This window comes from Actinoplanes oryzae (assembly GCF_030757795.1).
Lineage (GTDB): Bacteria > Actinomycetota > Actinomycetes > Mycobacteriales > Micromonosporaceae > Actinoplanes.
Genome location: NZ_JAUQWH010000134.1, coordinates 1 through 25,088 on the forward strand (window position 1 = coordinate 1; position 25,088 = coordinate 25,088).

Sequence of the window (25,088 nt, forward strand, 5' to 3'; positions counted from 1 at the left end):
GGCCCTGATCTTCGGCGCCGGGGCGGCCGGGTTCTTCGCGGTCCCGTACACGATCGTCATCTATCCGCTGTTTTTCCTGATCCTCATCCGGCTGTGGTCGGTGTCGCACCGGCACGGGTTCGTGACACCGGCGGACTTCGTGCGGACGCGGTTCGGGTCGCCGACGCTCGCGCTGCTGATCGCCATCACGGGGATCGTGGCCACGATGCCGTACATCGCCTTGCAGCTGGTGGGCATCGAGGCCGTGCTCAAGACCATGGGCGTGACCGGGGACTCGGCGCTGGCCCGGCACGCGCCCATCATCATCGCCTTCGCGATCCTGGCGGCGTACACCTATCAGTCGGGTCTTCGGGCCCCCGCCCTGATCGCCTTCGTCAAGGACACGCTGATCTACATCGTGATCATCGTGGCGGTCATCTATCTGCCCTACAAGCTGGGCGGCTGGGGGTCGATCTTCGACGACGCGCAGGCGAAGTTCGACGCGACGCCGGCACCGAACGACGGGGTCACGCTCAACGCCAACAACCAGATCCAGTACATCACGCTGGCACTGGGCTCGGCGCTGGCGCTGTTCCTCTACCCGCACAGCATCACGGGCGTACTGGCCAGCAAGAACCGCAATGTCATCAAGCGGAACATGTCGGCGCTACCGGCGTACAGCTTCCTGCTGGGCCTGCTCGCCCTGCTCGGCTATGCGGCGATCTCGGCCGGTGTCAAGCCGCTGCCGGGCAGCAAGGAAGGCAGCGTCGACAGCAACACCGTCGTGCCGCTGCTCTTCGATCAGCAGTTCCCGTCGTGGTTCGCGGGGATCGCCTTCGCCGCCATCGGCATCGGCGCGCTCGTCCCGGCGGCCATCATGTCGATCGCCGCGGCGAACCTGTTCACGCGCAACATCTACAAGGAGTATCTGCGCAAGGACGCGACGCCGGCGCAGGAGGCCAACGTCTCGAAGATCACGTCGCTCGTGGTGAAGCTCGGTGCGGTCGCGTGCATCATCTTCCTCGACCCGCAGTTCAGCATCGACCTGCAGCTCATCGGCGGCGTCATCATCCTGCAGACCGCCCCGGCGGTGGCCCTCGGCCTCTTCACCCGCTGGCTGCACCGCGGCGGCCTGATCGCCGGCTGGGCGCTCGGCATGGGCCTCGGCATGTGGATGCTCTACCAGATCCCGAACGCCGCCACCAAGCGCGCGCACTTCGGCGGGTCGGCCTTCCCGCTCTCCGACTTCGGCTTCGACACCCCCAAGACGGTGTACGTCGGCTTCGTCGCAGTGGCGGTCAACCTGCTCGTGGCCGTGCTCGTCACGCTCGTCCTGCGTGCCCTGAAGACGCCGGACGGGGTGGACGGCACCCAGCAGGACGACTACTTCGCCGATGCGGGCGACCCGCGGCTGGAGAAGGGCCGTCACACCCCCGACACCCTGGTCAGCGGTCCTTGATGTAGCTGTCCATGTCCCGCGTGAGACGTTCCAGGAGCGCTGCGAGGTCGCGGCGCTCCTGGCCCGTCCAGTCCTTCAGGATCACGTCGTAGAGCTCCCGGCGCGCCTTCGCCACCGCGTGCACCTGCGAAATGCCCTGCTCGGTGGCCGCGATGACCGTGCCACGCCCATCCGTCGGATCGGCGTGCCGCTCCACCAGCCCGTCCCGGTGCATGGCGCTGACCTGCCGGGTCACCGTCGAGCCGTCCAGGTTGAGCCGGGCCGCGACCGCCGAGACGTTCTGCGGGCCGGCCTCCTCCAGCAGGCGCAGGATCACGTACGCCGCGCGATCCAGCGCACGATGCGGGCGGGGGGAACTCCGCCGGGTCGCCTCCCCGAGCCGGATCAGCATCGCGACCTGCGTCTCGATGCTGGCGAGCGCCGCTTCCTCGTTCATGAGCGGTAACTCTAGGGCCCCCAACCTGAAAGTTACCTGCGAAACCCGGTTCACCCGTACGGGCATGTGTATCGATCTCTGCCGAGGGGCAGTCGCGGGCCGTGTCCTGGCCCACGCTCAACACCGAGCTTTCCGCCTACGTCCGCCCGATCGCGCAGTTCGACGGCCTGTCCCTGGCCGCCCGCGATCCCCACGCCCTGGCCGCCTTCTGGACCGCCACAGGCTTCGGCCCCGGCCGGCAGCACCTCACCGCCGGCGGCCTGCGCCTCGACCCGGCGCCCCACCGCGCCCCCGCCGAAATCCTGCGCCTGACCCCCGACCCGGCCCCGCCGCCCGACACCGACCGCCTCCACGTCGACGTCCGCCTCCCCGGCCCCGACCCCACCCCGCTGCTCGGCCTGGGCGCCACGATCATCCGCGCCCCCGCCGCCGACCCCTGGTGGGTGCTGGCCGACCCCGAGGGCAACCAGCTCTGCGCGTACGCCGCCACGGACGACCGCCCGCCCGGCGTCTTCCAGTTCGTCGTCAAATGCCGCCGGCCCCTCCCCCTGGCCCGCTGGTGGTCCCGCGTCCTCGGCGGCGAGGTCTCCGAGGAGGGCGAATCCGCGGTCGTCTCGGGCGCCCCCGACTTCCCCTGGGACTTCATGGTCTTCGACCCCGTCCCCGAGAACCGCACCGGCCGCAGCCGCCTCCGCTGGCACCTCCTCCTGCGCGACCCCGACCCGTACGTCCTCACCCACGCCGGAGCCACCCTGCTCAGCACCACACCCGCCGGATCATGGCTGCTCGCCGACCCGGAGGGGAACGCCTTCGTCGCAGCCCCGGTAGGATGACGCTGCGACGGACGAGTTGGCTGGGCGGTCGCGTCGGCGTTCCCGTCCGCGGGGGCGCCGCCGAGGAACGTCCGGACTCCGCAGAGCAGGGTGGTTGCTAACGGCAACCCGGGGCGACCCGCGGGACAGTGCCACAGAGAAAAGACCGCCGGCTGTCTTCGGACCGCCGGTAAGGGTGAAACGGTGGGGTAAGAGCCCACCAGCACCCCGGGCGACCGGGGTGGCTAGGTAAACCCCACCCGGAGCAAGGCCAAGCAAGGCCCGCGCCGCCGAGGTGGCGGGGGCCGGCGCAGGCGTTCGAGGGCTGCTCGCCCGAGCCTGCGGGTAGGCCGCACGAGCATGCCGGCAACGGCACGCCGAGATGGATGACCGCCCAGCGGCGAGAGATCGCCGCGGACAAAATCCGGCGTACAGGCCAACTCGTCCGTCACCCTCAAGGTCAGTCCTACGAGACTGGCTCTGACCTGCGCTGATGGACCATCGTTGATGGTCGTCAATGGTCGCTGCTGGCCGTCGTTTGACGCCCCGCAGACTCCCCGACGCCCCAGAGACGCCCCGAAGATCTGGCCTGCCGACCGCCTTTTGGCGTCGTTACGGCTGCCGCGACCGCTACCCCACTCCCAGCCATACCGTCCGCCGTCGACCCGCGTCTGCCTTAAGCGGGTCTGGCCCTGGGCGCCAAGGTCGTTCGTCCAGTAGGGCGCTCCACCTTGGCGCCCAGGGGCAGGTCTGCTCGGCTGAGCGTGGGTTGGCGGTGGGCTGGGATGGCACCCATCCCAGAAGCCCGAGCGCTCCCGCCGGAGGCTCTTAGCGGTGCCGGACGGCACGTGTTGCTCGGGCCGGCGCGCCGGCCGATGCCGCCCGGAGGGCGCCAGCAGGCCGAGCGCGGCCGGCCGCGCCGCGCTCGCGCGGCGCCTTGATCCCATACAGCTGAACTCGGCAGTTTGTCGGCCTAGCGTGCGAGCGGATAGATAGCTGGCCTTCTGGCCGATCTTTTCCGGTCTGAGGATGGCTAATGAGCCGCCAGTCTGCTTCTGATGATGACTGAACCTCTATAGAGGTCTCATTACCTCACCATGGGACCCCGTGGGAATCGCTTCCGTCGCTCGTCGACAAGCTAATCGAACTCGCCGTCATCACCTTCCGGGTAAGACTCGCCGATCTTCCTGCTAGTTGCTTGAAAGCGTTTGAAGAAGAGGTCTACAACCTCATAGATTCCAGCCGGAGAAACCTCATTGTCTACCTGGGAACGCCAATGATGCAATGCGACGGCGCTAAAAGTTTCAACTTGACCAAGAGCGCTCATTGGGTGATCACCGATAACGCCTCTAGGCATTCCAGCCGATAGAATTTCCGTCAAGCGCTGAATCAGCGAAAATCTCTGGAAAAAGTTCGGGTGTGTAGCGTCTGGCGCGTCATATACCCACCCTTCCTTGACGTGCGCTAGAGCAATTTGAGTCATAGCTGATGACAACACCGCCCGATACATATATCCCTGCTCAGGAGCACGATCAACTCCGTTAGCAACTAGCAGATACGCAAGGATATCGGCTTCAAACTCATCTTTCTGCGATTTATTGAGCGGAGAGTAGACTTTCCATATTTCGTCGTCTCTCAGATACCCATTAACCACCTCGCGCGCCCTGGCTTTTCCTCGATTTTTCACTAGGTGGCCGAGGAGATGATGCGCTAGTTCGTGAGCGAGAATGTATTCCTCGCATGCGCTCACCAGGATCATCCTTGCTTCTTCTCGACCAGGTCGACTCGATTGGACTAGAGCAAGCGTGCCGCTCTCGATCAATCTCGGGTCTCGCCAAGCCAGCTTTTTCTCATCGAGTCGATCCCAGGGATCAAGAAGCCTGGATTGGAGCGTCTTCGCCATGGCCTCAATAGCAGGATCAGATCCATTCCTGTAGAACTCTTCAATGAGGCCTCTAGTTGCGAAGTAAAATTCGTCGTAGGTGTCTACATAGGCAGACAGAACCCAGGTGAACTGAACATTCAATTCAATTAGGCCGGCGTGCTTTTCAGTCCAAGCCGTCGCTTGAATCTCCCCGGCGGGAACCCTACCGACGAAAATCTCTCTAGCAACGTCGCGCCATGCAATTGGGATGCGCTTAATGAAATTATCAATCATGAGGGTGAGCTCCGGGCAGTTCGAGCGTTCCGGCCGCCAATTCTCTAGTTCTTGCTTATGCGCCTCGGGAATCTCTTCGAGCTTTCCCAGCAACTCGAAGTAGTATATCCAAAAGTTTCGGTCTGCTGGCATTCGATGCTTGTTGAAAAACTTCCCCCGGGACTTCCGAAGAATCGGCATGGCGAGTCCTCTCCAAGCAATCGCCGGTGAATGCGCAAGCGATTTCCGTCTCGTTGCCTACTTATTTTGGGAACGCTTCCGGCCGTACGATCCGAAGTCGCTGGCATCGTTGAATTTCGGTGTTCAGCCCAGCAGCCCGCAGAGACCCTAAAGACTGGACACTGCGCGAACTTCACCACAGCTTCGTAGCTTTACCCTCCGGCGCTCAGACCGCCATCGATGCTAGTGCCGTTTAACCCGCATGTGCTGTACCTGTCGACCGGGCTGGATTAATGTGGTATCACCTACTTGGACCCAACCAGTCATATACAGACCACCCGCGTGGTGCTCGCCCAGGCAGGAGCACTCGCAGTCATCACCCTGCGCTTCTCGGCACCGTCTATCACACTTTTGAGTGGTTGAGTATTCGAGCAGTACGTCTACCTCACCGAACCGTTCAGCGAGCGCGTCGACCAAGGTCAACAGGTGGGTTCGCGCTATCTCCCACTCGTGCGTCTGTCGGTTGTACTCCGGACGAATCTGCGAGCCCAGTGCCTCGTGGATCCACCCCCTGTTGGACCCACCTTCGTACGGGATCCGGCAGGAAACCCTGTTCGCGCCAACGGCGCGGTAAACGCGAGGACGCTGCATGCGGCCTAGTCTGCCAAAGTAATCGATGGCTGAACAGTGCGTCCGATCTCTGAGGCGGCGCCCCTAAGTCTGGCTTCGTGACATATGGACTGTGTGCGTCTAAGATGGACCGCGTGCCGTCCGAGCGGAGAAGACGTAACAGTCTGGTGCTAAGCGGAGTCGATGCCGCAGGTTGCTGACCTAGGCTGCAGTCTAGTCGCAGGAGGCGCATTTGGTGCGTGCAGCTTTTCATCGTCGGGCCACTTTTGCTGGACTCGGCGGTGGCAAACGAAGGTCCATACAGACTGGTGGGCATGAAGCTTAAAGAGGTTAGCAACCCGACGAACGATGCTCGCAGTTCCAAAGGCGAAGTTACGTTTCTTGAGCAAAATCATCCTGTTGACGAGTACGGTCGTGCTCTATATGCCGTAGCACGGTCAATCATCCGTGCTCAACTCGATCAACTCAGTCACGACGACCTAGTTGATCTTAACTGCGACCGTCCCGACGTAACGATGCGCCAGCTCGCGAAGATCGCTCGCCTTGATCGCGACAAAGGCATGCGAGGTGATGGCTTCGAGTGGGCTGTGCATGAAGCCATTGTTGGGGGTGAGTATAGGACTTCCGACATACTCTCCTCAGCGCTGGCGAAAGCATCGCCTAAGGTGTTCAAGGGGGTGAGTCAGCCTTCATCTTTGCTCTTCGGCTACGAACGTGCAAAGTATCTGGGATTTCTAGATGCGGTCGTAGACAATGCAGGCGACTCAGCGGTACTCCTCCCTGAGGGGTCAGGCAGGCCGTTTTCGTTTGGGTCTTGGGTTCGAGTGGCTGCACGGGGCAAGATCGCTGAGCCGCAGCTCGGACCACGGATTGAACAAGTTTGGAAAACTGACATCTTCCTTAGCGGCAACGATTCACTAAAGTATGCAGCAGCCACAATCAAGAGCAACTATAAGTTGCTTGAGGGCGGCCGAGGGCTTCGAATCGGAATCGTGCCGGAACACAAGGGTCTTCAGCCAGGAGTTCGCTGGGATAGCAAGCATAACCTATGGCTTGCGGTTTTTCCCGATCCGAACGGATTCATGGGACTCTTTAACGATTGTTATTGGGCTGTCGCCGCCGCTGTTTGCACACTGGGAAGGCATGAGCGACCACCGTATTACATGAAGCCAAGCGCCAAGGCGCAACGGGTGCAGGAACAGTTAGAGAAGTACCCTACAGCTAAGGTGATTGAGATTGAGCATGCGCTTGACGAAGCTGCTCAGCAAGACCTTGTTGGTATAGCTCATCGACTTGTTTCGGTGGAAGCTCCGCCGTGGCTTCATCTCAATCAAGTCCGCACACCCGTACTTGCCCCCAAGCCGAAATTTGAAGTGCTTGGATAGCGCTCCCGATACTAGTTGGGTTTTGTAACCTCCTGCTGAGAATCACACGTACAAATCTCCGGAGCCGGCCGAGGTCTAGTCCGCTGGGAATAGCTGCGGCAAGGTCTGCACGCGCTGTGAGGTGGTGCTAGTCAACCCCCGACTAGAGAGAATCGAAGTGGGTTCAATGTTCAGAAAATCCGCGACAGCGCCCATGTTGGGTAGATAGCGGTCCGGGCGCGTGCGCCGCGAATTTGTGGCGTTAAGGTGTTATTCTAGACCGCGCACATATTTAGGTGAGCCGCTATCTTGGAGGGCGACCGCGTAGCAGGCCGCAGGTGTGAACGCGAGGCCAGGAATTAACCACGCGCCACCGAGACTTGATCGTCGTGGCTAATACATCGAAACTAGCTGCCAATTAGCCCCGCGTGCCCCGGTCTTTACCGCGCGGGTTTGCCCAGCAGACGGACAGCACATCGAGCTACGTAATATCTGCAAGCCGCAGTGGAGAGCAATGACAGACTTGACAGTTATTTCTGCTTACGGTTCCGCCAAAGAATGTAGGTGTACATTAAGGCGAAGAGAGTTACCAGGGACGCCGCGGCGACAGCTGGGATACGTGATGTCGTCCGGCTCGGCAGCTCGTCGGCGAACGCCTTATAGCCGGCGGCCATGTTGGTCAAGTTGCTACTACGGAATGCATCTTCCTCAAGCATCTCCCGTAGATTATTCGCATTTCTTCTTACGCACTCTCGCTGTTCTGGCGTATCCAACCATGCAGCACCTCCCGCCCCACCTTGCCCCGAAACGTACGCAAGCAGTGGCGAACTCTCAACGAAATTTTCGCTACCTTCATTGTAGTAAAGCTGCACTCTGAACAGATATACTGTCCCCCCCCCAGGCTGCCGCCGTCGGTTCCAATACGAAGAGAGAACCTGTCTGCTCCGTTCGGAGGAATGACTTGGGAGATATCCTCAGTAATCGTTGTGGGGAACTTCTTAGGCTTAAGCGGCAACGCAATATCATAGGTATAGGTGCTATCCTGCGGGTACGGTGCCTCGCAAAACTCGATGTGGCGGGCGTCTTCAATGATAATGGCCGCACGCTTCGCGAAAGATGCTTGCGGCGCTTGACTACGGACTTTGACGTCGACAGTCGCAGCTTCATTTTCGAGGTCACGGACAGTTGCATCGACAAGGGACAGCGCAGGATCTTCTGTGGCACCCTTTATTGTCTCCGGTAAGAGTACGTTCACAATACCGAAGCAACCGGCCATAATTGCAGCAAGGAGCGGGACGGCTACAGCGATCTTGTTTGCCGTTGATAAACCGGACCAACGTCGAACTACCACCTTGCACCACCCAAACGGTGCTAGCTTTTTTAGCGGTTCAGAGGAAGGCTCGCCGTCAGGTCCGCTAGGCGAATTTATTTCATCTGCAGCCACAAGATCAGACTCCCGACTCGGGCATTCGAGGATAATAGACATCTACCATGTGATGGCCCACAGAGCCAGAGTCAAATCGGCAAGACATTTAATCCTGTCAGCGGAGGGTGCACCAGCTCCCGCAATGTCCGGACTGGCCGCCGCCCTATGACGTGGCTAACCCAGGGCAGGGTCTCAAATGTGACGACATCGAGGCTGGGGGCAGATGTATCGGCTAGCCCAAGATCTCGTTCCGAGACCTCCTTCGTGTCAAGGAACGATCATGGTGTGTTCCCCTTGGCTCGTTAAGCGAGCGCCACGCCCCAGGGACGCCCCGACGGTCAGCTTGATGACTGTTGCAGCAGGTCAACGCAGCATGGATCGACTCAATCCGGCGTACAGGCCGACTCGTCCGTCGCCTGTAAGGCCCGCCCTCGGGGCATCGCGGATCCACGCCGACCTTGCCGAGCAGGGCCTGCGGCACAGCCCGGGAGGCGTGAGGCAGCTATCGCTCGGCGTCCTCGGCGACGCGGGGGGCCGGCTCCGTCAGCTCCAGGCCGGCGAGGTGTTTTTTCAGCCGCTTGGCCATCGGCAGGTAGGTGGCGAGCGTGACGCCGCCCGACACGGCCGCCCCGACGAGGGGCACGGCCTTGGAGACCGCCTTGGCGAAGGTCTGCTTGGTCATCTGCTGGCCGAGGTGGGCGGCGACCTTCTTCACCATGGGATAGACGAGGCCCTTGGTGAGAGCCTTCTGCGGCAGCTTCTTGACCGCCTGCTCCGACAGCATGGCGGCAACCTTGCCGACCGCGGCGTTCGCCGACTGGGTGCCGAACATGACGCCGACGAAAAGGACCAGCATTCCCTTGGTGGCGTCGTCGATCTCCTCGTTGTCATTGTCGAACAGGTCCGGCCAGCTGTAGAGATAGGCAAGCTTCTGCGCGATGCGGAGCATGTGACCGAAATACTGGGCCATGTCGGCGGGCACGGTGGCGGCCATGAACACCAGGCCAGGAATGCCCGCGGCGGCCGACAGGGCGCTGGCCTTGGCTGTTTCGTACCGGATGGACTCGTTCGCCGCGCGATCGAGGACCTCGAGCGGGATGCCGGCCGCCGCCGGGGTCTCCTCGATCGCGTGGCGGATCTCGTCCTCGGAGCAGTGCCGGGTCAGCGCACCCTTGAGATAGGCGGCCCGGTTGATACGCATTCCTGGAAGCTTTGCCGCGCCCACCAGAAGTGCGGAGAAGCGCGATTCCGAACTGTCGGCCACATCGCTCGTTGTCACCGCCGTAAGCTATCGGACCCGACAGCCGGACCTCGTCCCCCGAAAGTTGGGAAATGATTGTTCCAAGCGGCCGCTCGACGAAGTCGCGCAGCACCAGCGGGCCGGGCACCTGGATCAGGCGCCTCCCCCTCGTCGACACGGCCCAGCTGCACCGCGGCCTGGCCGAGCTCGCCAGCGCCGGATCGTCGGTCGCGAGGAAGATCACGCGCCTGCCTGCCGCCGGGGCGAGGCCGGCGGCCAGCCTGACGGAAGGGCAGCTGGCGCTGGTCAGGGCGTCGGTCAAGGCGTCGATCAGGACGGAACGGCGGTGTTCGGCAGGAGGCGGTGCGCCGGTGGGCACACCGCCTCGGTGATCGCTACCGGGTTGCGAGGCCGGCCGAGATGGTGCGGGTGAGGGTGGCGGAGGAGTCGTCGCCGTCGAGGGACCACATCATGGCGCCGCCGAGGTGGTGGGTTCGGATCCAGGCCGTTTTCTGGAGGATTTGGGCCGGGTCGTCGTACGTCCAGAAGGTCGTGCCGTCGGTCAGGTAGGAGTGGCCGGCTCGCCAGTCGCGGTGGATCGTGAAGCCTTGGGCGGGAAGGTTTTTCAGCACCTTGTAGTCCTCGGTGCCCACGGCGAACGTGCCGGGCGCGCCGCCCGTGGCCGGGGCGAACAGGCCGGCGGCGCCGGTCCAGCCTTGGCCGTAGTACGGGATGCCGAGGACGAGCTTCGAGGCCGGCGCGCCGCGCGAGCGGTAGGCGCCGATGGCCACCTCGATGGAGAAGTCCGGATTGTCCGGGGCGCCGGCGGGGACTCGGATGGCGGACTGCTGGTTGGTGCGGGACTCCCAGGAGCCGTGGAAGTCGTAGCCCTGGACCGTGCCGAAGTCGAGGGACTGGAAGACCTGCTTGACCTCGAAGCCGGCGTCGATCTTGGCGGGGGCGGCGGGGAGGAAGGCGGTGAGGTCGAAGTGCTTGCGGGACTTGCGGCCGTACGCGTCGAGCTGGTTGCGGAATTCCGCCGCGAGCAGGGTGAAGTTGTGCTTGTCCTCGGGGCGGACGATGTTGCCCGCGTTGCCGTCGGAGCCGGGCCATTCCCAGTCGAGGTCGATGCCGTCGAAGATGCCGGCGGCGGTGCCCGCGGGCAGGCCGGGGAGGTTGCCCTTGAGCCAGAGGTCGACGCACGAGGTGACCAGCTTCTTGCGGGAGGCGTCGGTGCGGGCGGCGTCCGAGAAGTACGCCGATCCGGTCCATCCGCCGAGCGAGATGAGGACGCGGAGGCCGGGGTGCTTGGCCTTGAGCTCGGCGAGCTGGTTGAGGTTGCCGGCGAGGGGCTGGCCCTCGACGTCCGCCACGCCGTCGACGCTGAGGGCGGCGGGGAACGGGGTCTGCCAGTCGGCCCACGGGTCGGCGGAGTCACAGACGCCGGCGGCCGTGACCGGGCCGAACGCGTAGTTGAGGTGGGTCAGGCGGGCGGCGGCGCCGGATTTGTCCACCTTGGCCAGCTGGAAGTCGCGGCCGTAGATGCCCCACTGGGTGAAGTAGCCGACCTTCACGTAGGGGCGTGCGGCCTGGGCAGGGGCCGGCGCGACGGTGGCCCCGATCAATATGGCCGCGGCGGCGGTAAGGAGACGACGCATGGGTCCTCCGGAGTGGTTAACAAACCTTCCTTATCGAGGAAGGTAAGGGTCCACTCCGGAGAACACAATCATCGGAGGTGCGAGGTCTCGTTCACCGAGCGGACCGCGATGCCGCCGTCGGGCCACAGGTCGACCGTGGACACCCCGGCCGCGTCCAGGAACAGCCGGTGCAGGAAGGCGTCCCCGGCCGCGAGCGCGTCCCGCAGGATCAGCTTGATCGGCGAGACGTGCGAGACGACCACGACGGTCTGCGACGGGTACGCCGAGAGCAGCGTCGCCTGCGCGCCCCGCACCCGCTTCGCCACGGCCTGGAAGGACTCCCCGTTCGGCGGGGCGACGCTGGTCGAGCCGAGCCAGCTGTCCATCTCGCGGGGCCAGCGCTCGCGTACCTCGGCGAACGTCAGCCCCTCCCAGTCGCCGAAGTCGCACTCGATCAGCTCGGGCAACACCGTCACGGTGACGTTGCCCAGCTCGGCGGCGATCAGCTCCGCGGTGCGCGTACATCGGGAAAGGGGTGAGGAGACGACGGCCGCGACGTCGCGGCTGATGCCGGCCACCCGCCCGCCCGCGGCCATCGCCTGGGCCTCGCCCTCGTCGGAGAGCGGCACGTCGCCGCGGCCGGAGTAGCGCCCCTGCTGGGTGAGCGCGGTCTCGCCGTGCCGGACCAGGATGAGCCGGGTGGCGTTGTCGAGCGACGGCGGCGCCCAGTCCTTGGGCGGCGCTTCGGCGGGCACGTCCGGGACGCTCTTGCCCGCCGCCTCGTCCATCGCGCGGTTGGCCAGGGCGTCGGCGAGCTTGTTCTTCTCGCGCGGGATCCAGTCGAAGGTCACCGACGAGAACCGGTTGACCAGCGTCGCGGCCTGCGCGGCGAGGGGACGCAGGCCCGGGTTCTTGATCTGCCAGCGGCCGGACATCTGCTCGATGACGAGCTTGGAGTCCATCCGTACGGCGACCTGGTCGGCACCCAGCTCGGCGGCGGCCTCCAGCCCCGCGATCAGGCCCGAGTACTCGGCGACGTTGTTCGTGGTGGTGCCGAGCGAGGCGTACCGCTCGAGCAGGACGCCGCCGGTCTCGTCGAGCACCACGGCGCCGTACCCGGCGGGCCCGGGGTTGCCCCGCGACCCGCCGTCGGCCTCAACTGCCACTCTCACTGTGCTCATGATGAGCTCCTTCGTGCGGCGCCCGAGGACGGCGTCCTGCCTCCGCTAGCGCTCCGGCAGGACGCCGCCGCGCCAACTCCGTCGCTCACAGCCCGGACTCAGCGGTCCGGACCATGATGCGGCGGCACTCCTCGCAGCGGACGACCTCGTCGGCGGGCGCGCTCTTGACACGGGCGAGATCGGCGCCGTACAGCTCGATGCGGCAGCCCCCGCAGCGCCCGGCCCGGAACAGCGCGGCGCCCAGCCCGGTGTCCTCGCGGATCTTGTCGTAGAGCTTGACCAGGTCGTCCGGCAGGTCGGCGGCGAGCGGCGCCCGCGAGCCGGCCTTGAACTCCTGCTCCTTGGCGATGTCGGCGAGCGCCTCGTCGCGGCGGGCCTCCGCGGCCGTACGCTTCTCGACCGCCTCCGCGATCCGCTTCTTCACCTCGTTGAGCGTCTGCTCGGCGCTCTCCCGCTGCTCCATGAGCTCCAGCTCGGCGTCCTCCAGCTCGCCCTGCCGCCGGTTGAGCGTCGCCAGCTCGTGCTGCAGCCCCTCGATCTCGCGCAGCGCGCCGCCCGCGTCGAGCCGCTTCTGGTCCTTGTCCTTGCGGGTGCGGACCTGGTCGATGTCCTTCTCGAGGCGGTTGATGTCACGGTCCAGGTCGTCGACGGCGACCTGAGCGCGGACCCGCTCGTCCTCGAGGGCGGAGATCTCCCGCGCGCTCGCGTCGATCTCCGTCAGCTCCGGGAGCGTCTTCCGGCGGTGCGCGAGCTGGTTGAGCGCGGTGTCCACGGCCTGCAGGTCGAGCAGGCGGCGCTGTGCTTCCGGGGCGGCCTTCACGGCTGGTTCTCCTTGTTCGATCGGACCGCGTGCACGGTCCAGGGGTCGGTGTCGAGGTCGGACACGTGCGCGGTGACGCCGAGCTCCGCGCGCAGCCAGCCGGCGACCTCGTCGAGCCACGGCCGCTCGCTGGCCCAGTGGGCCACGTCGATCAGGGCCGGCCCGCCCGCGGCCAGGTGCTCGCTCGCCGGGTGGTGGCGCAGATCGGCACAGAGGTACGCGTCCACGCCCGCGGCCGTGGCATCGCGCAGGAACCCGTCGCCCGCGCCGCCCGACACGGCCAGCCTGGTGATCGTTTTGTCCGGATCACCGGCCGCGCGCACGACACCGCCCAGCTTGTCCGCCACGACGGCGGTCAGCTCGGCGAGGGTCGTCGGAGGGATCGTGCCGACGCGGCCGATGCCCCTTTTCTCCTCGCTGGGCACGAGAGGGACCGTCTCGTCCATGCCGAGCCTCGCGGCGAGCGCGTCGGACACGCCGGGGTTGGCGACATCGGCATTGGTGTGCGCGACGTAGAGGGCGATGCCGGCCTTGATCAGCCGATGGACGATCCGCCCCTTGTACGTGTCCGGGGCGACCGAGGACACGCCCTTGAGCAGCAGCGGGTGGTGGGCGACGATCATGTCGGCGCCGGCCGCGACCGCCTCCTCGACGGTCTCGGGCACGACGTCGACCACGCAGAGCACCGTGCGCACGGGGGCGTCGAAGTCGCCGAGGACCGGACCCACCCGGTCCCACGGCTCGGCCCAGGCGCGCGGATAGCGGGCGTCGAGGGCGGCGACGACCTCACGGACGGCGGTTTCGTTCACGGCCGCCAACTCTACCCAGGTCTAAGAGCGCGCTCCGGGCTCCACTCGGTTGTCGGCCGCAAAGTGCGCATTGACCGCCTGCAGGGCCCGCCGCCACGGGAACTGGCTGCGGAACTTGTCGTTCTGGCCGGGGCCGCCGAGGCGCATCACGTCGTCGCCGTAGAGCACCTGGACCCCCCAGCTGCGGATCTTGGCCATGCTGTCGTGCAGGGTCGGGTGGGTGGCCATGACCCTGTTCGTGTACGGGACCACGACCGTCGGAGTGCTGAACCCGTACGCCTCGACCAGCAGCCCCAGCACCAGCGTGTCCGTGATGCCGGCGGCCCACTTGTTGACCGTGTTGACGGTGGCCGGAGCGACGATCATGGCGTCCGCCGGGGGCAGCAGGTCCTCGTCGCCCGGGTTCTTGTAGTAGCTCCGCACGTGGTGCCCGGTCTGCGCACGCAACGCGTCGGTGTCGACGAACTTCCGGCCGTCCGGGGTGGTGATCACGCACACCTCCCAGCCGTCCCGCTGCGCGAGGTCGACCAGGATCCCCACGTCCCGGGCGATGGGCGAGCCGCACACCAGGACGTACAGCACACGATCAGAGATCACCGCGGAACCCACCTCATACGCCGACTCCCATCTGCTCGGCCAGCTCCGCGATCGGGGCCGGCGGGGTTCCCCGCGTGCGACGCAGCACGTCGGAGATCACCTCTTGGGCGAGCGGGCGGCACCGGATCTCCGCGGGGGCCAGCCTGTCGCCCTCGAGCAACATCTCGCTGGCCATGTCCACGTCACCCAGTTGCGTGTACCCGCGCGCGATGTCCAGGTAGTGGTGCGCGCGCCGTTCCGGCAGCATCGCGGCGAACGACGCCTGATCAATTCTGCGGTGCGTCTCCACCGCTTTGCCACCGTCGCCGAGCTCGACCGCGGCCGCGGCCCGGTGCAGCTCGACGTTCGTGGGCCCGAACGACGTCCAGTAGTAGTTGAAGTCCCCGCCCAGGGCGCACGCCGCCTGCTCGGCGCCGCTGACCAGGTCACGCACCGTGGCGCTGTCGCCGATCCGGGCGGCCGCCATCGCGCCGGTCAGGAGCAGGAGGCCGTACACGGAAAGCCTCTCGGGGGTGGCCATCTCGGCCGTCGTGGGGGCGAGCCGGTTGGCGATGTTGACGTTGACCTCCAGCGCCGAGCGGACCCGGCCCAGGGACAGCAGCGCCATGCCGACCCGGTGGCTGGCCATGCCCGCGAGCAGCTGGTCGCCGGCGCGCTGCGAGACCGCGATGGACCGGTCCGCCGCCAGCCAGGACAGCTCGTGCTCGCCGACCTTGCGCAGCGCCGACGACGCGATCTGGTAGACCTGCCCGAGCAGGTGCGCGGCCTCGTGCGCCTCGTCGCCGCCGGCGTGCGCGCTGTCCGCCGCCTGCGCGTCCCGGAGCAGCGACGGCAGCTTGCGGGCCAGGACGCCGTACTTCGCGTGCTGGTAGGTCAGCCAGGCGTGGCTGACCGCCTTGCGCATCTCGCTCAGCGGCGGCGCCTGCGGCACCGGCTGGAAGAAGGCGCTCATCTGGTCGTAACGCTCGAGCGCCGCGCGGATCTCCTCGACCTCGACCTGGTCGATGCAGTTGGGCGTCTCGGGCTTGCGCTCGACGTCCTTGCCGAGCAGCAGCGTCACGTCGATGGCGAGGACATCGGCGATCTCGTAGACCACGGAGAACTTGTCGAGCCGGCGGACGCCCCGCTCCACCTTGTCGACCCAGCTCTTGCTCTTCCCGAGCCGGTCCGCGAAGACCTGCTGGGACATCTTGCGACGGCTACGCCAGTACGCGACCCGGCGGCCGATCGGCAGCTCGTCCACGTTGCCTCCCCAAACTCAGCCGGCGTCCCCCGCCGGTGAGCAACCCCATGTTGCAGGAGCAGTGTGGACCGCACTCGTCCGTGCTGGTCGCACAAGCTGTGTGATCGCCTGCCCGAGGTCGCTCGTAGTTTCTCATGCAACTTGCAATGGGTGATCTGTTCGCTCCAACGACGCGTGTCGCGCTTGGTGACGGCAGCGCCGCCTGGTATGGCGGCGGATACCGATTCGGGGGTACTTCGGGTATGCAGTGGCTTGATCGCTTCCAGCTCCGCCGCGCCGCGCTGCGCTACGCGGCGCACGGCTGGGCCGTGACTCCCGGCGCCTATCTGGCCGGCCGGCGGTTCCACTGCGGCCGCGCGGGCTGCCCCATCACCGGCTGCCACCCGGCCATCGAGTCCTGGGAGGACACGGCCACCACCGATCCCGCCCGCGTGGACACCTGGTGGCGGCACCGGCCGCACACGGTCCTGCTCGCGACCGGCGGCGCCTTCGACGCGCTCGAGGTGCCGGCGGCGGTCGGCCTGCGCGTGCTCGGCGCGGTCCGGCTGCACACGGGCGTGCTCGGCGCAGGCCGGCTGCACACGGGCGTGCTCGGCCCCGGTCGCGGCGACGCCCGCGGTCCGGTCGCGGTCACTCCGGACGGACGCTGGATGTTCCTGGTACGCCCCGGAGCCGCCCTGCGGCCCGAGCTGGCGACCTGCCTCGACGTGCTGTGCCACGGTCGCGGTTCGTGGATCCCGGCCGCACCCAGCCGTACGCCGGAGGGGCCGGTCCGCTGGGCCGTCACCCCGGAACAGAACGAGTGGCGGCTGCCCGAGCCGGAGACCGTGCAGGCCCTGCTGCTCGACGCGCTCGACGCCCTGGGCCGGCGCCCGGTCCGCCCGGTGACGCTCAGTGTGCCCCGGCAGATGTCCACCGCCCGCCGCGCCGCCTGAGAACCCGCTGGTGGCCGTCGTCGTGCCGCCGGCCGCCGCAGGGCTGAGGCTGGTCACGGACGGTATCGGGTTCCGGGTACGGGCAGGCATGTCTCGAACAAGCTATTTGCGTACCTTGGGGTAGGGAAGTCATCCGTTTGGGTGAAGCTGTGATCACGTAGCGCAGCTGCGTACTTGATTTCTTCGCCCCGGGCCGTTCCGCTTGCCTAGTTGTACAGGTTCATCGTCCAGCTGCAGTCGAGCCAGGTGTCGATGGCGAAGTAGCCGCGGCGGCCGCCCTCGGTGCCGTTGAGCACGACCGTGCCCTTGCTGGCCGAGGCGTGCGACTCCTCGTAGCTGTTGGGCTCGCCGGTCCAGGAGACGTAGAGGAAGCCGGAGTCGTCGCACTGGTAGTCGACGACGGCCTGGTAGGCGGTCTCCGGGAGGGCGATCCGGCTGCTGCGCCACTTCTCGTCGCCGCGGTAGGTCGCGATCAGCTCCATGCCCGACGCCCGCGTCACCTGGGTGGACGCGACGCTCGCGGCCGAATCGGCCTGGTCGGCGGCGGTCACCCGGCCGGCGGCGTGCGCGGAGGCGGCCCCCAGACCGAAGAGCCCGGTCAGTACGGCGATCGGGGTGACGAGACGACGACGCATGAGCGAGACCCTTTCCGAGGCGACCGGTACGGCCACGACGATCGGTTCCGTGGCCGTCATCCTGAGTAGTTGCCAGATGACTTTCAGTTACTCCGGCGGAGCAACTCGCGGTACGCGGCGATGACGGCGCTCGTACGCTCGGCGAGCTCCGGCGCCTCGGTGGCCGCCGGGCTGCGCGTGAGCTCGGCCAGCGCCAGCTCCGCACTCCGGGCGGTCTCGAGCAGGCGCTGCTCCCGGACGAAGTCCTCCCCGGCGCGCGCGATCGCGTGCAGGGCGGCGAGGATGCGATTGGCCTCGGCGCGGGTCGACTGCCAGAGAGCGTCGACGCGTTCGCGCTGGTCGGCGAGGGCCTGCAGGGCGGGGCTGGTGGGCGGGAGGCCGTACCCGGCGCTCTCGGCAAGCTCCGCCCGCAGCCGCCGCAGGTGCTGCCGCTGGGCCAGCACCCCGGCCAGCTCGTGCAGCGCCGCGGCCAGGCTGCGGTCGGCGTCGACCGGATCGATCATGTCCCGGAGCGCGGGCCAGGTCCGCCGGATACGCCGGGAAAGCGCGAGAGCCTGCCCGAAGGCGGCCCGCTCCCGCGGCGCGACCAGCACGTACGCCTGGGAGTCCCCGGCCGGCTCGACGCGCGGGGACCGCCTCCGGGGCCGGCCGGGAGTCGCCAACCGGCCCGGCTGCGCGGCGCGGGCTTGCCTCGTCGCCAGGGAAGTCACCAGGACGAGGGCCACGGCTGCCGAGATCCACCAGGGCACGCCCACCGCGCTGAGCAGCGCCCCGGCGATGACCGACGCGAAGGCGACCTGCGAGGCGATCCGGATCCGATCGGCCCGGCTGCGCCCGCTCGGGGGCCGCGGCACGATCTCGGTCACCGACCCGGACCGGAAGCGGAGGGCACGCCCGGAGCTCATCCTGAGCGGGGTGGGCGACACGACGGTCTTCCCGGGGTCGACACCGATGAACATCCGTCCCGCCTTCCCGCCGGGTCCGGCGTCCGATGCCGGAGCGGACCCGGCCGCCGAGGGGGTTACGGCCGGGCCCGCTCCCCTGCGGACACCCCGCAGGTACCAGAAGGAATCGGGCCGCGCACTTCCCACTTGAGCCGCCCGCGGGTGCAGCGCGGGTGCGCAGCGCTGCTCTTCGGTTGCCGCCGGCGAGGGAGAGCATCAGTTGCGACGACCAGCCCCTTCCCCCGCCTTCAGCTCTTTGGCCGTTCGGCTCTTTGGCCCTTTAGCTCTTTTTGGGTCGCCGGCCCCTTCTGCGTCGTCCTCCGCGGGCCGGGCCGGTCCGTTGCCGAGGCGGGCTCTTCTCCTGGTCCCGCTCAGAGGTACTTACGCATCTGCGTCTGGGTGACGCCGTAGCCCTCCTGCTCGTACAGCGCCCGAGCCCCGTCATTCCCCCCGAACACGTTGAGCCCGATCGACGTCACCTGCCGAGCCCGGCACTCGTCCTCGAGCGCCCGCATGATCGCCCGCCCGTACCCCCGCCGCCGATGCACCTCCTCGACAACGATGTCGTAGATCCAGGCCCGCACCCCGTCGCTCTTGGTACTGAGCGCGACCCAGACCATCCCGACCTCGGTGTCCCCCGAATACCCCTGGAAGAACAGGTTGTCCGCCGTGTCCAACCCCTCCGGCAGCAACTTCGCGAACTCCCGCGCGGCCCGCTCGGCAGCATCGACGGGCGTCAACTCCCCCGCCTCGGCGATCTGCCGCGCGTAACCCTCCTCCGCCGAAGCCCGATAGCGCTGGTACTGCTCCTCGGTCATCGGCTCCAGCCGTAGATCAACCATGTCGCGGACCCTATCCCTCACCCCGCCGCGGCCACCGCCCCTTTACCGCCGTCCCGGCACCCCGGCCCACCACCGCTTTACCGCCGCCCTGGCACCCCGGCCCACCACCGCTACTCCTGCTCGACGAAGGCGATGATGTCGCGCACGACGGGCTCGTACACCTCGACCGGCTCGCCCAGCCAGCCCACCGTGTCCCAGGTCCCGAGCCGGAAGAGCGCCGCCCGCACCAGGAGCTGACCCCACTCCGGAACGTGCTCCCACCGGCGCGCCAGCCCGAAGCCGAAGCCATGCCACACCATCGCGTCGACCACCGCCACGGCCGGCCCCCACGCCGCGGGCCGCCAGTAGACCGCCCAGTCGATCACCGCCGGCGCCAGCCCATCGGCGAACAGCACGTTGCCCAGCAGGTCCGCATGCATCACCTGCTCCGGCAACCCCACCGGCCGCCGCACCGCGAGCAGCGCGTCGATCAGGGCACTCGGCCGCCGATCCCCGGGCGGCGGCTCCTCCCAGGCGAGCCGATTGCCCTTCTCCCACGGATTGACCCGCCCGTCGAGGAAATCCGGCCGCTCCACCCCGGCCACCGCGGCATGAAACGCCTCGCCCGCCCGCACCACCTCCCCGACCCGCTGCTGATCGCTTTGCCCCGGCACGAAGCGAGTGGCCTCCCACCCGTCCGCAATCCAGTCGCCGTCCCGGGCCGCCACCGGCCGCGCCACCCGAAACTCCGAACTCTCCGGCAGCCCCGCCAGCACACCCGCGCGCCACCGCGCCTCGTCGTCGCCCTCGGACGGCTTGAGCACCACATCGCCGACCCGCCACGTACCGCCCTTGCCACCCGCCAACCGCACGGCCTCGCCCCGCGCCCCGAAGGCCCGCAGCACCTCCCCCGGCGGCGGCACCACGGAAGGCGCCCACGAGGGGTCATGCCTCAACCCCGCCATCCGCTCCCCACGCCCCATCCGATCAGTGTGCCGCGACCGAGCACAGCACCCCACTCCGTAACATCCCCGGCCCTGGCCCCGGCATGGGGAGGTGACCAGCCCTTCAAGGCGTGATGTCGCCACTCCCCGGCGCACCAGAGCAGCCGTCCCTAAAATCCACGGCGCACCAGGGCGGGCATCACCGGCCACAACTCCGGAGGGGGCGCGGCACAAGAGCACCGGACCGCCAGCGCGCCGGAGCACCCGCCCGCGATAGCGCGAGAGCGCCGGAGCACCCGTCCCGGCCCCCGGCCCCGCCGCCCCGCGCACCCCGGGTAGCGATAGCACGAGAGCGCCGGAGCACCCGAACGCCCGACCGCCGGAGCACCGACCGCCAGCGCACCCGAGCACCCGACCGCCGGAGCGTGGTGGGCGCCCGTCAGACTGCCGGGCCGAGCGGGATCTCGGTGACGCTCCGCCACGGTCGCCGCCCGGGCGTACCGGCGATCAGTCGGACCGTCTCGACCTCGAAGCTGATCGGCAGCCCTGCGGTCACTTCGGCCGCCGCCCTGTTGAGCACTGCGCGGTCGGCGTCGTGGCCGATCGTCAGGTGAGGTACCACTTCCGCGAACTCGCCCGTGTAGGGCGGAGCCTGCGGGAACCGCGACCACACCGCCGCAGTGAGGTCGCGGAACGGCTGCGCCGGCCGGGGCGCCAGCCAGACCACCCGGTCCGCGAACCACCCGACCTCGGTCAGGTTCGCGTCGAACCGCGGCACCGATCCGATCGCCGCCCGCAGCGCAGCGAGCACTGCGTCGTCGACGGCATCCGGCGGCAGGAATGGGTAGAGCACCGTGACATGCGCGGGCACACCCCACGCCGCGGCCCGGTCCAGCGCCGCCCGGTGTGGCCCGACCGTTGCCTCCGCCTCCGGCACCACCACGATGAGCGCTGTCTGGGTCGCGTCGATCATCACGCCAGTCTTCGGTCCGCGTGTTCCGCCGTCCACCGAGATAACAGCGTCGGGGGCGAGGCTGCTTCAAGGAGGAGGGGTGGGCAGGCGGCACCTCGGCGGCTCCGGGCGTACGCGGGCCGTTAGCCTTCTGCGGATGGATCTCCGTGCCGCCATCGCCGACGAGCGCCGTCGCGTCGCCGACCTTGTCGACTCCCTGCAACCGAACCAGCTCGACGCGCCCAGCCTGTGCGGCGACTGGACGGTGAAGGAGGTGGCCGGTCACCTGCTCGCCGCGTGCAGCGGTGTGAAGCCGTCGCTGGGCCTGATCGCGCGCAGCGGCTTCCGCCTGCACGAGGTGAACTCGCGGCTCGCGGTGCAGACGGCGGACCGCCCCGCGGCGGAGCTGGCGCAGGCCCTGCGCGACAACGCGGAGAACCCGTTCGAGGCTCCCCTGGTGGGTCATCCGGGACAACTGACCGACCTCCAGGTGCACAGCCAGGACATGCGGCGGCCGCTCGGACTGCCGCACGGGCTGCGGCTCGAGCGCTTGCGGGTGTCGCTGGACTTCATGACGAGCGGGCGCGCGTACGGCTTCGCGCCCAGGCGGCGGCTCAGCGGGCTGCGCTTCGAGGCGTCTGATCTCAACTGGTTCTCCGGGGTGGGTGAGCTGGTCGTGGGGCCGGCCGAGGCGGTGCTGCTGGCCATGTGCGGCCGGACCGCCGTGCTCGGCGAGCTGGACGGCCCGGGCGTACGGACCCTGCGGAGCCGGCTGCACTGAGCCGGACCCGCCGGGGTGCGCCCATCATGGCGCCGCCCTCCGACAATTTTTCGGCTCACCGGCGCCCCGTGTCGGCTGCCCGACACGACACGCCTCGCCCCTCGACACGCCGGCCCGAAAAATGTCAGTCGGCCGTCCTAGCGTCGCCGCCATGACTGACACCAAGTACGCGTCGGAGCTCGACCGGCGCGCGCACACCCAGCTGGAGCGGCACCTCGTCGTGGGTGCCAACACCTATGAGATCAGCGCCTCGGGCACGGGCGACGAGACCGTCCGCCTGCACCTGATGGGCTGGAGCCCGGACGGCGCCACGGTCGGCGAGATCAGCGGAGGGATCTCCCCGCACGACCTCCCCGAGGTGGCCGAGGCCCTCACCTCGACCCTCGCCGGCCTCGTCGCCCTCCGGGCCAAGCACTCCCCACGCCGAGCCGCGGCCACCGAGGACCGTCCGAAGCGGCACCCCAACCAGGGCGCCCGCTGGTCCCCGGAGGACGACGAGCGCCTCCTCACCCGCTGGGGCGAGGGCGCCGGCGAACGCTCCCTGATGCACGAGTTCGGCCGCAGCCGAGGCGGCATCCGAGCCCGCCTGGAGTCCCTCGGCGCCATCGAGCCCGGCACCACCATCCTCTACCGCGACCGTCCCGTGGGCGGCGCCGCCACACCTGACATGCCGGACACCCGTCACGCCTCCCGCCGGAGTGACGCTCCCGACACCACTCGCACCTCCCGAGGAGCCGATGCCCGCGAAGGGGACGCTGCTGACACCACTCGCTCCCCCCGAGAAGACGATGCGCCGGCAGCCAGCCAATCTCCCGGCCCGGACGACGTGCCGGGAACCAGTCAGTCCCCCAGCACGGACGACGTGCTGGGCACCGGACTGGTCCCTGGCTCGGAAGGTCCGACGTCCATCGGCGAGACGAGGAGGGGCGGGGACATGACCGTCGCCCCGAGCGGCCGCCTCGTCCCCGAACCGGACGCCTCGGACGACGGCACCCCGGCCGGGGAAGCCGCAGGGGCATCCGATCTCCACGCCGCGACGAGCCCGTTGACCCACGAAGGCGACGCGGACGCATCACCGGAGCTCTCCGGGCATTCCCCCTCGCAGCTTCCGGGGCACCCTCAGCCGCAGCTTCATGGGGACGCCGACAAGGCCGACGCATATCAGCCGTTCGAGGAACGAGGTCTACAGCTGCTGGGCAGGCCTCCGGCGGAGTGGTCGGAGGCCACGCAATGGTCGAGCGCAGGCATCGGCACGGAACAGTGGAGGTGACGATCGGCTTGACGATGACCATGTCGCCGGCGGACGAGATCTCAATCGGGGCGGCCGGTACGACCCCACTTCTGGCGGCACGACGCCACTCGGATTAGTGCGACACACCGCTCCGGGCGGGCTCCACGACGGCGCCCGCCCGGGACGGTGGACCGACGGACCCGATGGGCGGTGGACAGGTGAACCACCGGACCGGTGAGCGGCCGACCAGTGGACTGGTGGGTCGGTGGACCGCTGGACCGGTGAGTGGCGGTCGGATGGGCCAGTGAGTGGTGGGCGGTGGGCGGTGGGCCGGTGAGTGGTGGGCTGGTGGCAATGATCTTCACGTTCGGGGCACTGGCATGGCGGGTGGCCACGGGGAGGAGGAAGCTGGGAGGCGCATGAGGAGACAACGGTCACTGATCAAGTCGTCCACGAGATGCGGATCGTTGCTTCACAAAAATGCGGCAGACCAGAGTAAAAGCTCGGTTCCATGCGTTTGCCACGGTTTTCACGATCGCGCTCTGGCGTCACCATCGGCCACAGCTTGCAGCAGGCAGCGAGTGGTAGGCGACCCAGCCAGCGGTCACGACCGGCACCATCAGGTCGAGGCCGACGACAGCACCATTAGGCGACAGTGTGCCCGCAATGTCCGGCGTGCACGGTTATAGCTTCAAGCGGCTGTCGAGGTGTAGCTGAGAGCCCGCGCTTGGCGACGGCCCACATCGTTCGGTCATGCGCCCGTTCGCTCAGGCAGCCGTCGTCCGGCGTCAGAGGGCGTGGCCAGCGGTCATTGGCGGCCGGCCCTCAGGCTGGCGTCGGAGGGCGTGGCGAGCGGTCATTGGCGGCCGGCCATCAGGCCGGCGGTGGTGCATGGCGATCACGGTTGGCGGTCAGGTGCGATCGGCAATGCCTACGGTCGTGGCCCGCAGTCCGCAATGGGTGTAATGCGCATTCGGCAGTCCGGATGGCGGGGACTGCCGGGCTAGCTGCGGTTGACCGTCTCGGTTGCGGACCGCGCGGTTCGACGGTGGGCCGGCCTCGGTGGGCAGACCGGAGCGAAATCAGCCAGGCCGGCGGGTCCGAAGGCAGACCGGGGTGGGCCGGGAGTAGACCCGGGTGGGCCAGGGCGTACCGAGGCGGACCCGGGTGAGCCAGGGTGGGCCGGCTTGGGCGGGCGGTTGGATGTGGGAGAGCGCGGAAGGGGGTAGGGGTGAACGTTGTCATTGATGGGCGGCTCGTTCTGGACGAGGCGGATCTTCATCGGCGGATGGCGGGGGCTTTCGGTTATGGGCCCTGCTATCGGCGGGATCTCGACGATCTTCGGCGGCGTTTGGGTGCTGGGGATCCTCGGCCGGTTCAGCTGGTGTGGACGCACAGTGGGAGCATCCGGATGGCTCTTGGGGTGGTGGCCTACGAGACGCTTGTGGAGGCACTCGAGCAGATCGAGGCCGGGGATGCCGGGCTTGGGTGGCGTGATCGCTTTGTGTTCCGGCTTCTCGAATAGAGGACGGTCACGCGGTGCGAGTGCCGGGACGGTCACGCCGTGCGGCTGCCGGGACGGTCACGCCGTGCGGCTGTCGTGACGGTCACGCTCGGCGGAGTCGGGCAGGGCAGGGACCCGGGACCACCGGCGAGGCCACGCGGTGCGGGTCGCCCGCGAGCTAGGGGTCGCCGGTAAGGCGGCGGGAGAGGCTGTGGGGAGACCTGCGGTAACCGTAGGCCGGCCGCGGCGAGGAGGTGCCGGCCGCCGGTTCGGTGGCGGAGTAGTGGGGGATGGACTCCGACGCGCTCGGATGGCGCGTCCGCCGGGGGTGGGCGAGGCCGAACCCGGGTGAGGGTTCGGCCTTTGTTGATCAGCGTGGTGGGCGCGGTAG

Annotated in this window: 22 protein-coding genes and 1 other RNA gene; 8 read left to right on the forward strand and 15 right to left on the reverse strand. The window is 67.8% G+C overall.

Features of this window, described 5'->3' with window-relative positions; all coding sequences use genetic code 11:
• On the forward strand, positions 1-1,438 hold a 1,438-nt coding region (mctP, locus tag RBH18_RS32335; RefSeq protein ID WP_306214265.1), incomplete at its 5' end, for a monocarboxylate uptake permease MctP.
• Here mctP and RBH18_RS32340 read toward each other — a convergent pair.
• Positions 1,425-1,874, reverse strand: coding sequence for a MarR family winged helix-turn-helix transcriptional regulator (locus RBH18_RS32340; RefSeq protein ID WP_305789356.1), 450 nt, complete (start codon positions 1,872-1,874; stop codon positions 1,425-1,427). The two genes, mctP and RBH18_RS32340, sit on opposite strands and share 14 nt — an antisense overlap.
• A gap of 101 nt (positions 1,875-1,975) precedes the next feature.
• On the opposite strand from RBH18_RS32340, the gene RBH18_RS32345 reads away from it, so the two are divergent.
• Both RBH18_RS32345 and rnpB read left to right on the forward strand, forming a co-directional pair.
• The gene (locus RBH18_RS32345) at positions 1,976-2,707 is read left to right on the forward strand and encodes a VOC family protein (protein ID WP_306214266.1); all 732 of its coding nucleotides are present in this window, start codon (positions 1,976-1,978) and stop codon (positions 2,705-2,707) included.
• Positions 2,708-2,719: 12 nt separating this feature from the next.
• Positions 2,720-3,134: RNase P RNA component class A (gene rnpB / locus RBH18_RS32350), an RNA gene on the forward strand.
• Positions 3,135-3,824: 690 nt separating this feature from the next.
• Here the strand turns inward: rnpB and RBH18_RS32355 are convergent.
• Positions 3,825-4,937 (reverse strand): M48 family metalloprotease, encoded by a 1,113-nt coding sequence (locus RBH18_RS32355; RefSeq protein ID WP_306214267.1) that lies wholly within the window; start codon positions 4,935-4,937, stop codon positions 3,825-3,827.
• A 935-nt stretch (positions 4,938-5,872) separates the two neighbouring features.
• On the opposite strand from RBH18_RS32355, the gene RBH18_RS32360 reads away from it, so the two are divergent.
• Positions 5,873-7,018 (forward strand): hypothetical protein, encoded by a 1,146-nt coding sequence (locus tag RBH18_RS32360; RefSeq protein WP_306214268.1) that lies wholly within the window; start codon positions 5,873-5,875, stop codon positions 7,016-7,018.
• A gap of 721 nt (positions 7,019-7,739) precedes the next feature.
• On the opposite strand, the gene RBH18_RS32365 is transcribed toward RBH18_RS32360, so the two are convergent.
• The 8 genes from RBH18_RS32365 to RBH18_RS32400 form a co-directional block, all read right to left on the reverse strand.
• Complete coding sequence (locus tag RBH18_RS32365; RefSeq protein WP_306214269.1) at positions 7,740-8,441, reverse strand: hypothetical protein; 702 nt, start codon at positions 8,439-8,441, stop codon at positions 7,740-7,742.
• Positions 8,442-8,925: 484 nt separating this feature from the next.
• Positions 8,926-9,702: a hypothetical protein gene (locus tag RBH18_RS32370; protein ID WP_306214270.1), complete on the reverse strand. Its 777-nt coding sequence runs from the start codon at positions 9,700-9,702 to the stop codon at positions 8,926-8,928.
• A gap of 356 nt (positions 9,703-10,058) precedes the next feature.
• Positions 10,059-11,321, reverse strand: coding sequence for a glycoside hydrolase family 18 protein (locus RBH18_RS32375; protein WP_306214271.1), 1,263 nt, complete (start codon positions 11,319-11,321; stop codon positions 10,059-10,061).
• Between the two features lie 68 nt (positions 11,322-11,389).
• The gene (locus tag RBH18_RS32380) at positions 11,390-12,481 is read right to left on the reverse strand and encodes a bifunctional RNase H/acid phosphatase (protein ID WP_306214272.1); all 1,092 of its coding nucleotides are present in this window, start codon (positions 12,479-12,481) and stop codon (positions 11,390-11,392) included.
• An 85-nt stretch (positions 12,482-12,566) separates the two neighbouring features.
• Positions 12,567-13,301: a zinc ribbon domain-containing protein gene (locus RBH18_RS32385; RefSeq protein WP_306214273.1), complete on the reverse strand. Its 735-nt coding sequence runs from the start codon at positions 13,299-13,301 to the stop codon at positions 12,567-12,569.
• Positions 13,298-14,119, reverse strand: a complete 822-nt coding sequence (locus RBH18_RS32390; protein WP_306214274.1) for a Nif3-like dinuclear metal center hexameric protein — start codon at positions 14,117-14,119, stop codon at positions 13,298-13,300. Before RBH18_RS32390 ends, RBH18_RS32385 begins: the two co-directional genes overlap by 4 nt.
• A gap of 12 nt (positions 14,120-14,131) precedes the next feature.
• On the reverse strand, positions 14,132-14,704 hold the full coding sequence (locus tag RBH18_RS32395; RefSeq protein WP_306214285.1) for a flavoprotein: 573 nt from the start codon (positions 14,702-14,704) through the stop codon (positions 14,132-14,134).
• A gap of 16 nt (positions 14,705-14,720) precedes the next feature.
• On the reverse strand, positions 14,721-15,950 hold the full coding sequence (locus RBH18_RS32400; RefSeq protein WP_306214275.1) for a helix-turn-helix domain-containing protein: 1,230 nt from the start codon (positions 15,948-15,950) through the stop codon (positions 14,721-14,723).
• 242 nt (positions 15,951-16,192) lie between these two features.
• Between RBH18_RS32400 and RBH18_RS32405 the strand changes: the two genes are divergently transcribed.
• Positions 16,193-16,885, forward strand: coding sequence for a bifunctional DNA primase/polymerase (locus RBH18_RS32405; RefSeq protein ID WP_306214276.1), 693 nt, complete (start codon positions 16,193-16,195; stop codon positions 16,883-16,885).
• 206 nt (positions 16,886-17,091) lie between these two features.
• Here RBH18_RS32405 and RBH18_RS32410 read toward each other — a convergent pair whose 3' ends face one another.
• The 5 genes from RBH18_RS32410 to RBH18_RS32430 all read right to left on the reverse strand — a co-directional run bounded on the left by RBH18_RS32410 (position 17,092) and on the right by RBH18_RS32430 (position 21,202).
• Complete coding sequence (locus tag RBH18_RS32410) at positions 17,092-17,520, reverse strand: hypothetical protein (RefSeq protein ID WP_306214277.1); 429 nt, start codon at positions 17,518-17,520, stop codon at positions 17,092-17,094.
• A gap of 83 nt (positions 17,521-17,603) precedes the next feature.
• Positions 17,604-18,479, reverse strand: coding sequence for a hypothetical protein (locus RBH18_RS32415; protein WP_306214278.1), 876 nt, complete (start codon positions 18,477-18,479; stop codon positions 17,604-17,606).
• Between the two features lie 356 nt (positions 18,480-18,835).
• Positions 18,836-19,306, reverse strand: coding sequence for a GNAT family N-acetyltransferase (locus RBH18_RS32420; RefSeq protein ID WP_306214279.1), 471 nt, complete (start codon positions 19,304-19,306; stop codon positions 18,836-18,838).
• A 110-nt stretch (positions 19,307-19,416) separates the two neighbouring features.
• On the reverse strand, positions 19,417-20,268 hold the full coding sequence (locus tag RBH18_RS32425) for a TIGR02569 family protein (RefSeq protein WP_306214280.1): 852 nt from the start codon (positions 20,266-20,268) through the stop codon (positions 19,417-19,419).
• 400 nt (positions 20,269-20,668) lie between these two features.
• The gene (locus RBH18_RS32430; RefSeq protein WP_306214281.1) at positions 20,669-21,202 is read right to left on the reverse strand and encodes a 2'-5' RNA ligase family protein; all 534 of its coding nucleotides are present in this window, start codon (positions 21,200-21,202) and stop codon (positions 20,669-20,671) included.
• 136 nt (positions 21,203-21,338) lie between these two features.
• Between RBH18_RS32430 and RBH18_RS32435 the strand changes: the two genes are divergently transcribed.
• The 3 genes from RBH18_RS32435 (at position 21,339) to RBH18_RS32445 (ending at position 24,718) form a co-directional block, all read left to right on the forward strand.
• A complete protein-coding gene (locus tag RBH18_RS32435) occupies positions 21,339-21,962 on the forward strand; it encodes a maleylpyruvate isomerase family mycothiol-dependent enzyme (protein WP_306214282.1) in 624 nt (207 codons plus the stop codon).
• A gap of 151 nt (positions 21,963-22,113) precedes the next feature.
• Entirely contained in the window at positions 22,114-23,232 is a 1,119-nt protein-coding gene (locus RBH18_RS32440) for a hypothetical protein (protein WP_306214283.1), read from the forward strand.
• Between the two features lie 1,192 nt (positions 23,233-24,424).
• Entirely contained in the window at positions 24,425-24,718 is a 294-nt protein-coding gene (locus RBH18_RS32445) for a barstar family protein (RefSeq protein ID WP_306214284.1), read from the forward strand.
• Positions 24,719-25,088: the final 370 nt, after the last annotated feature.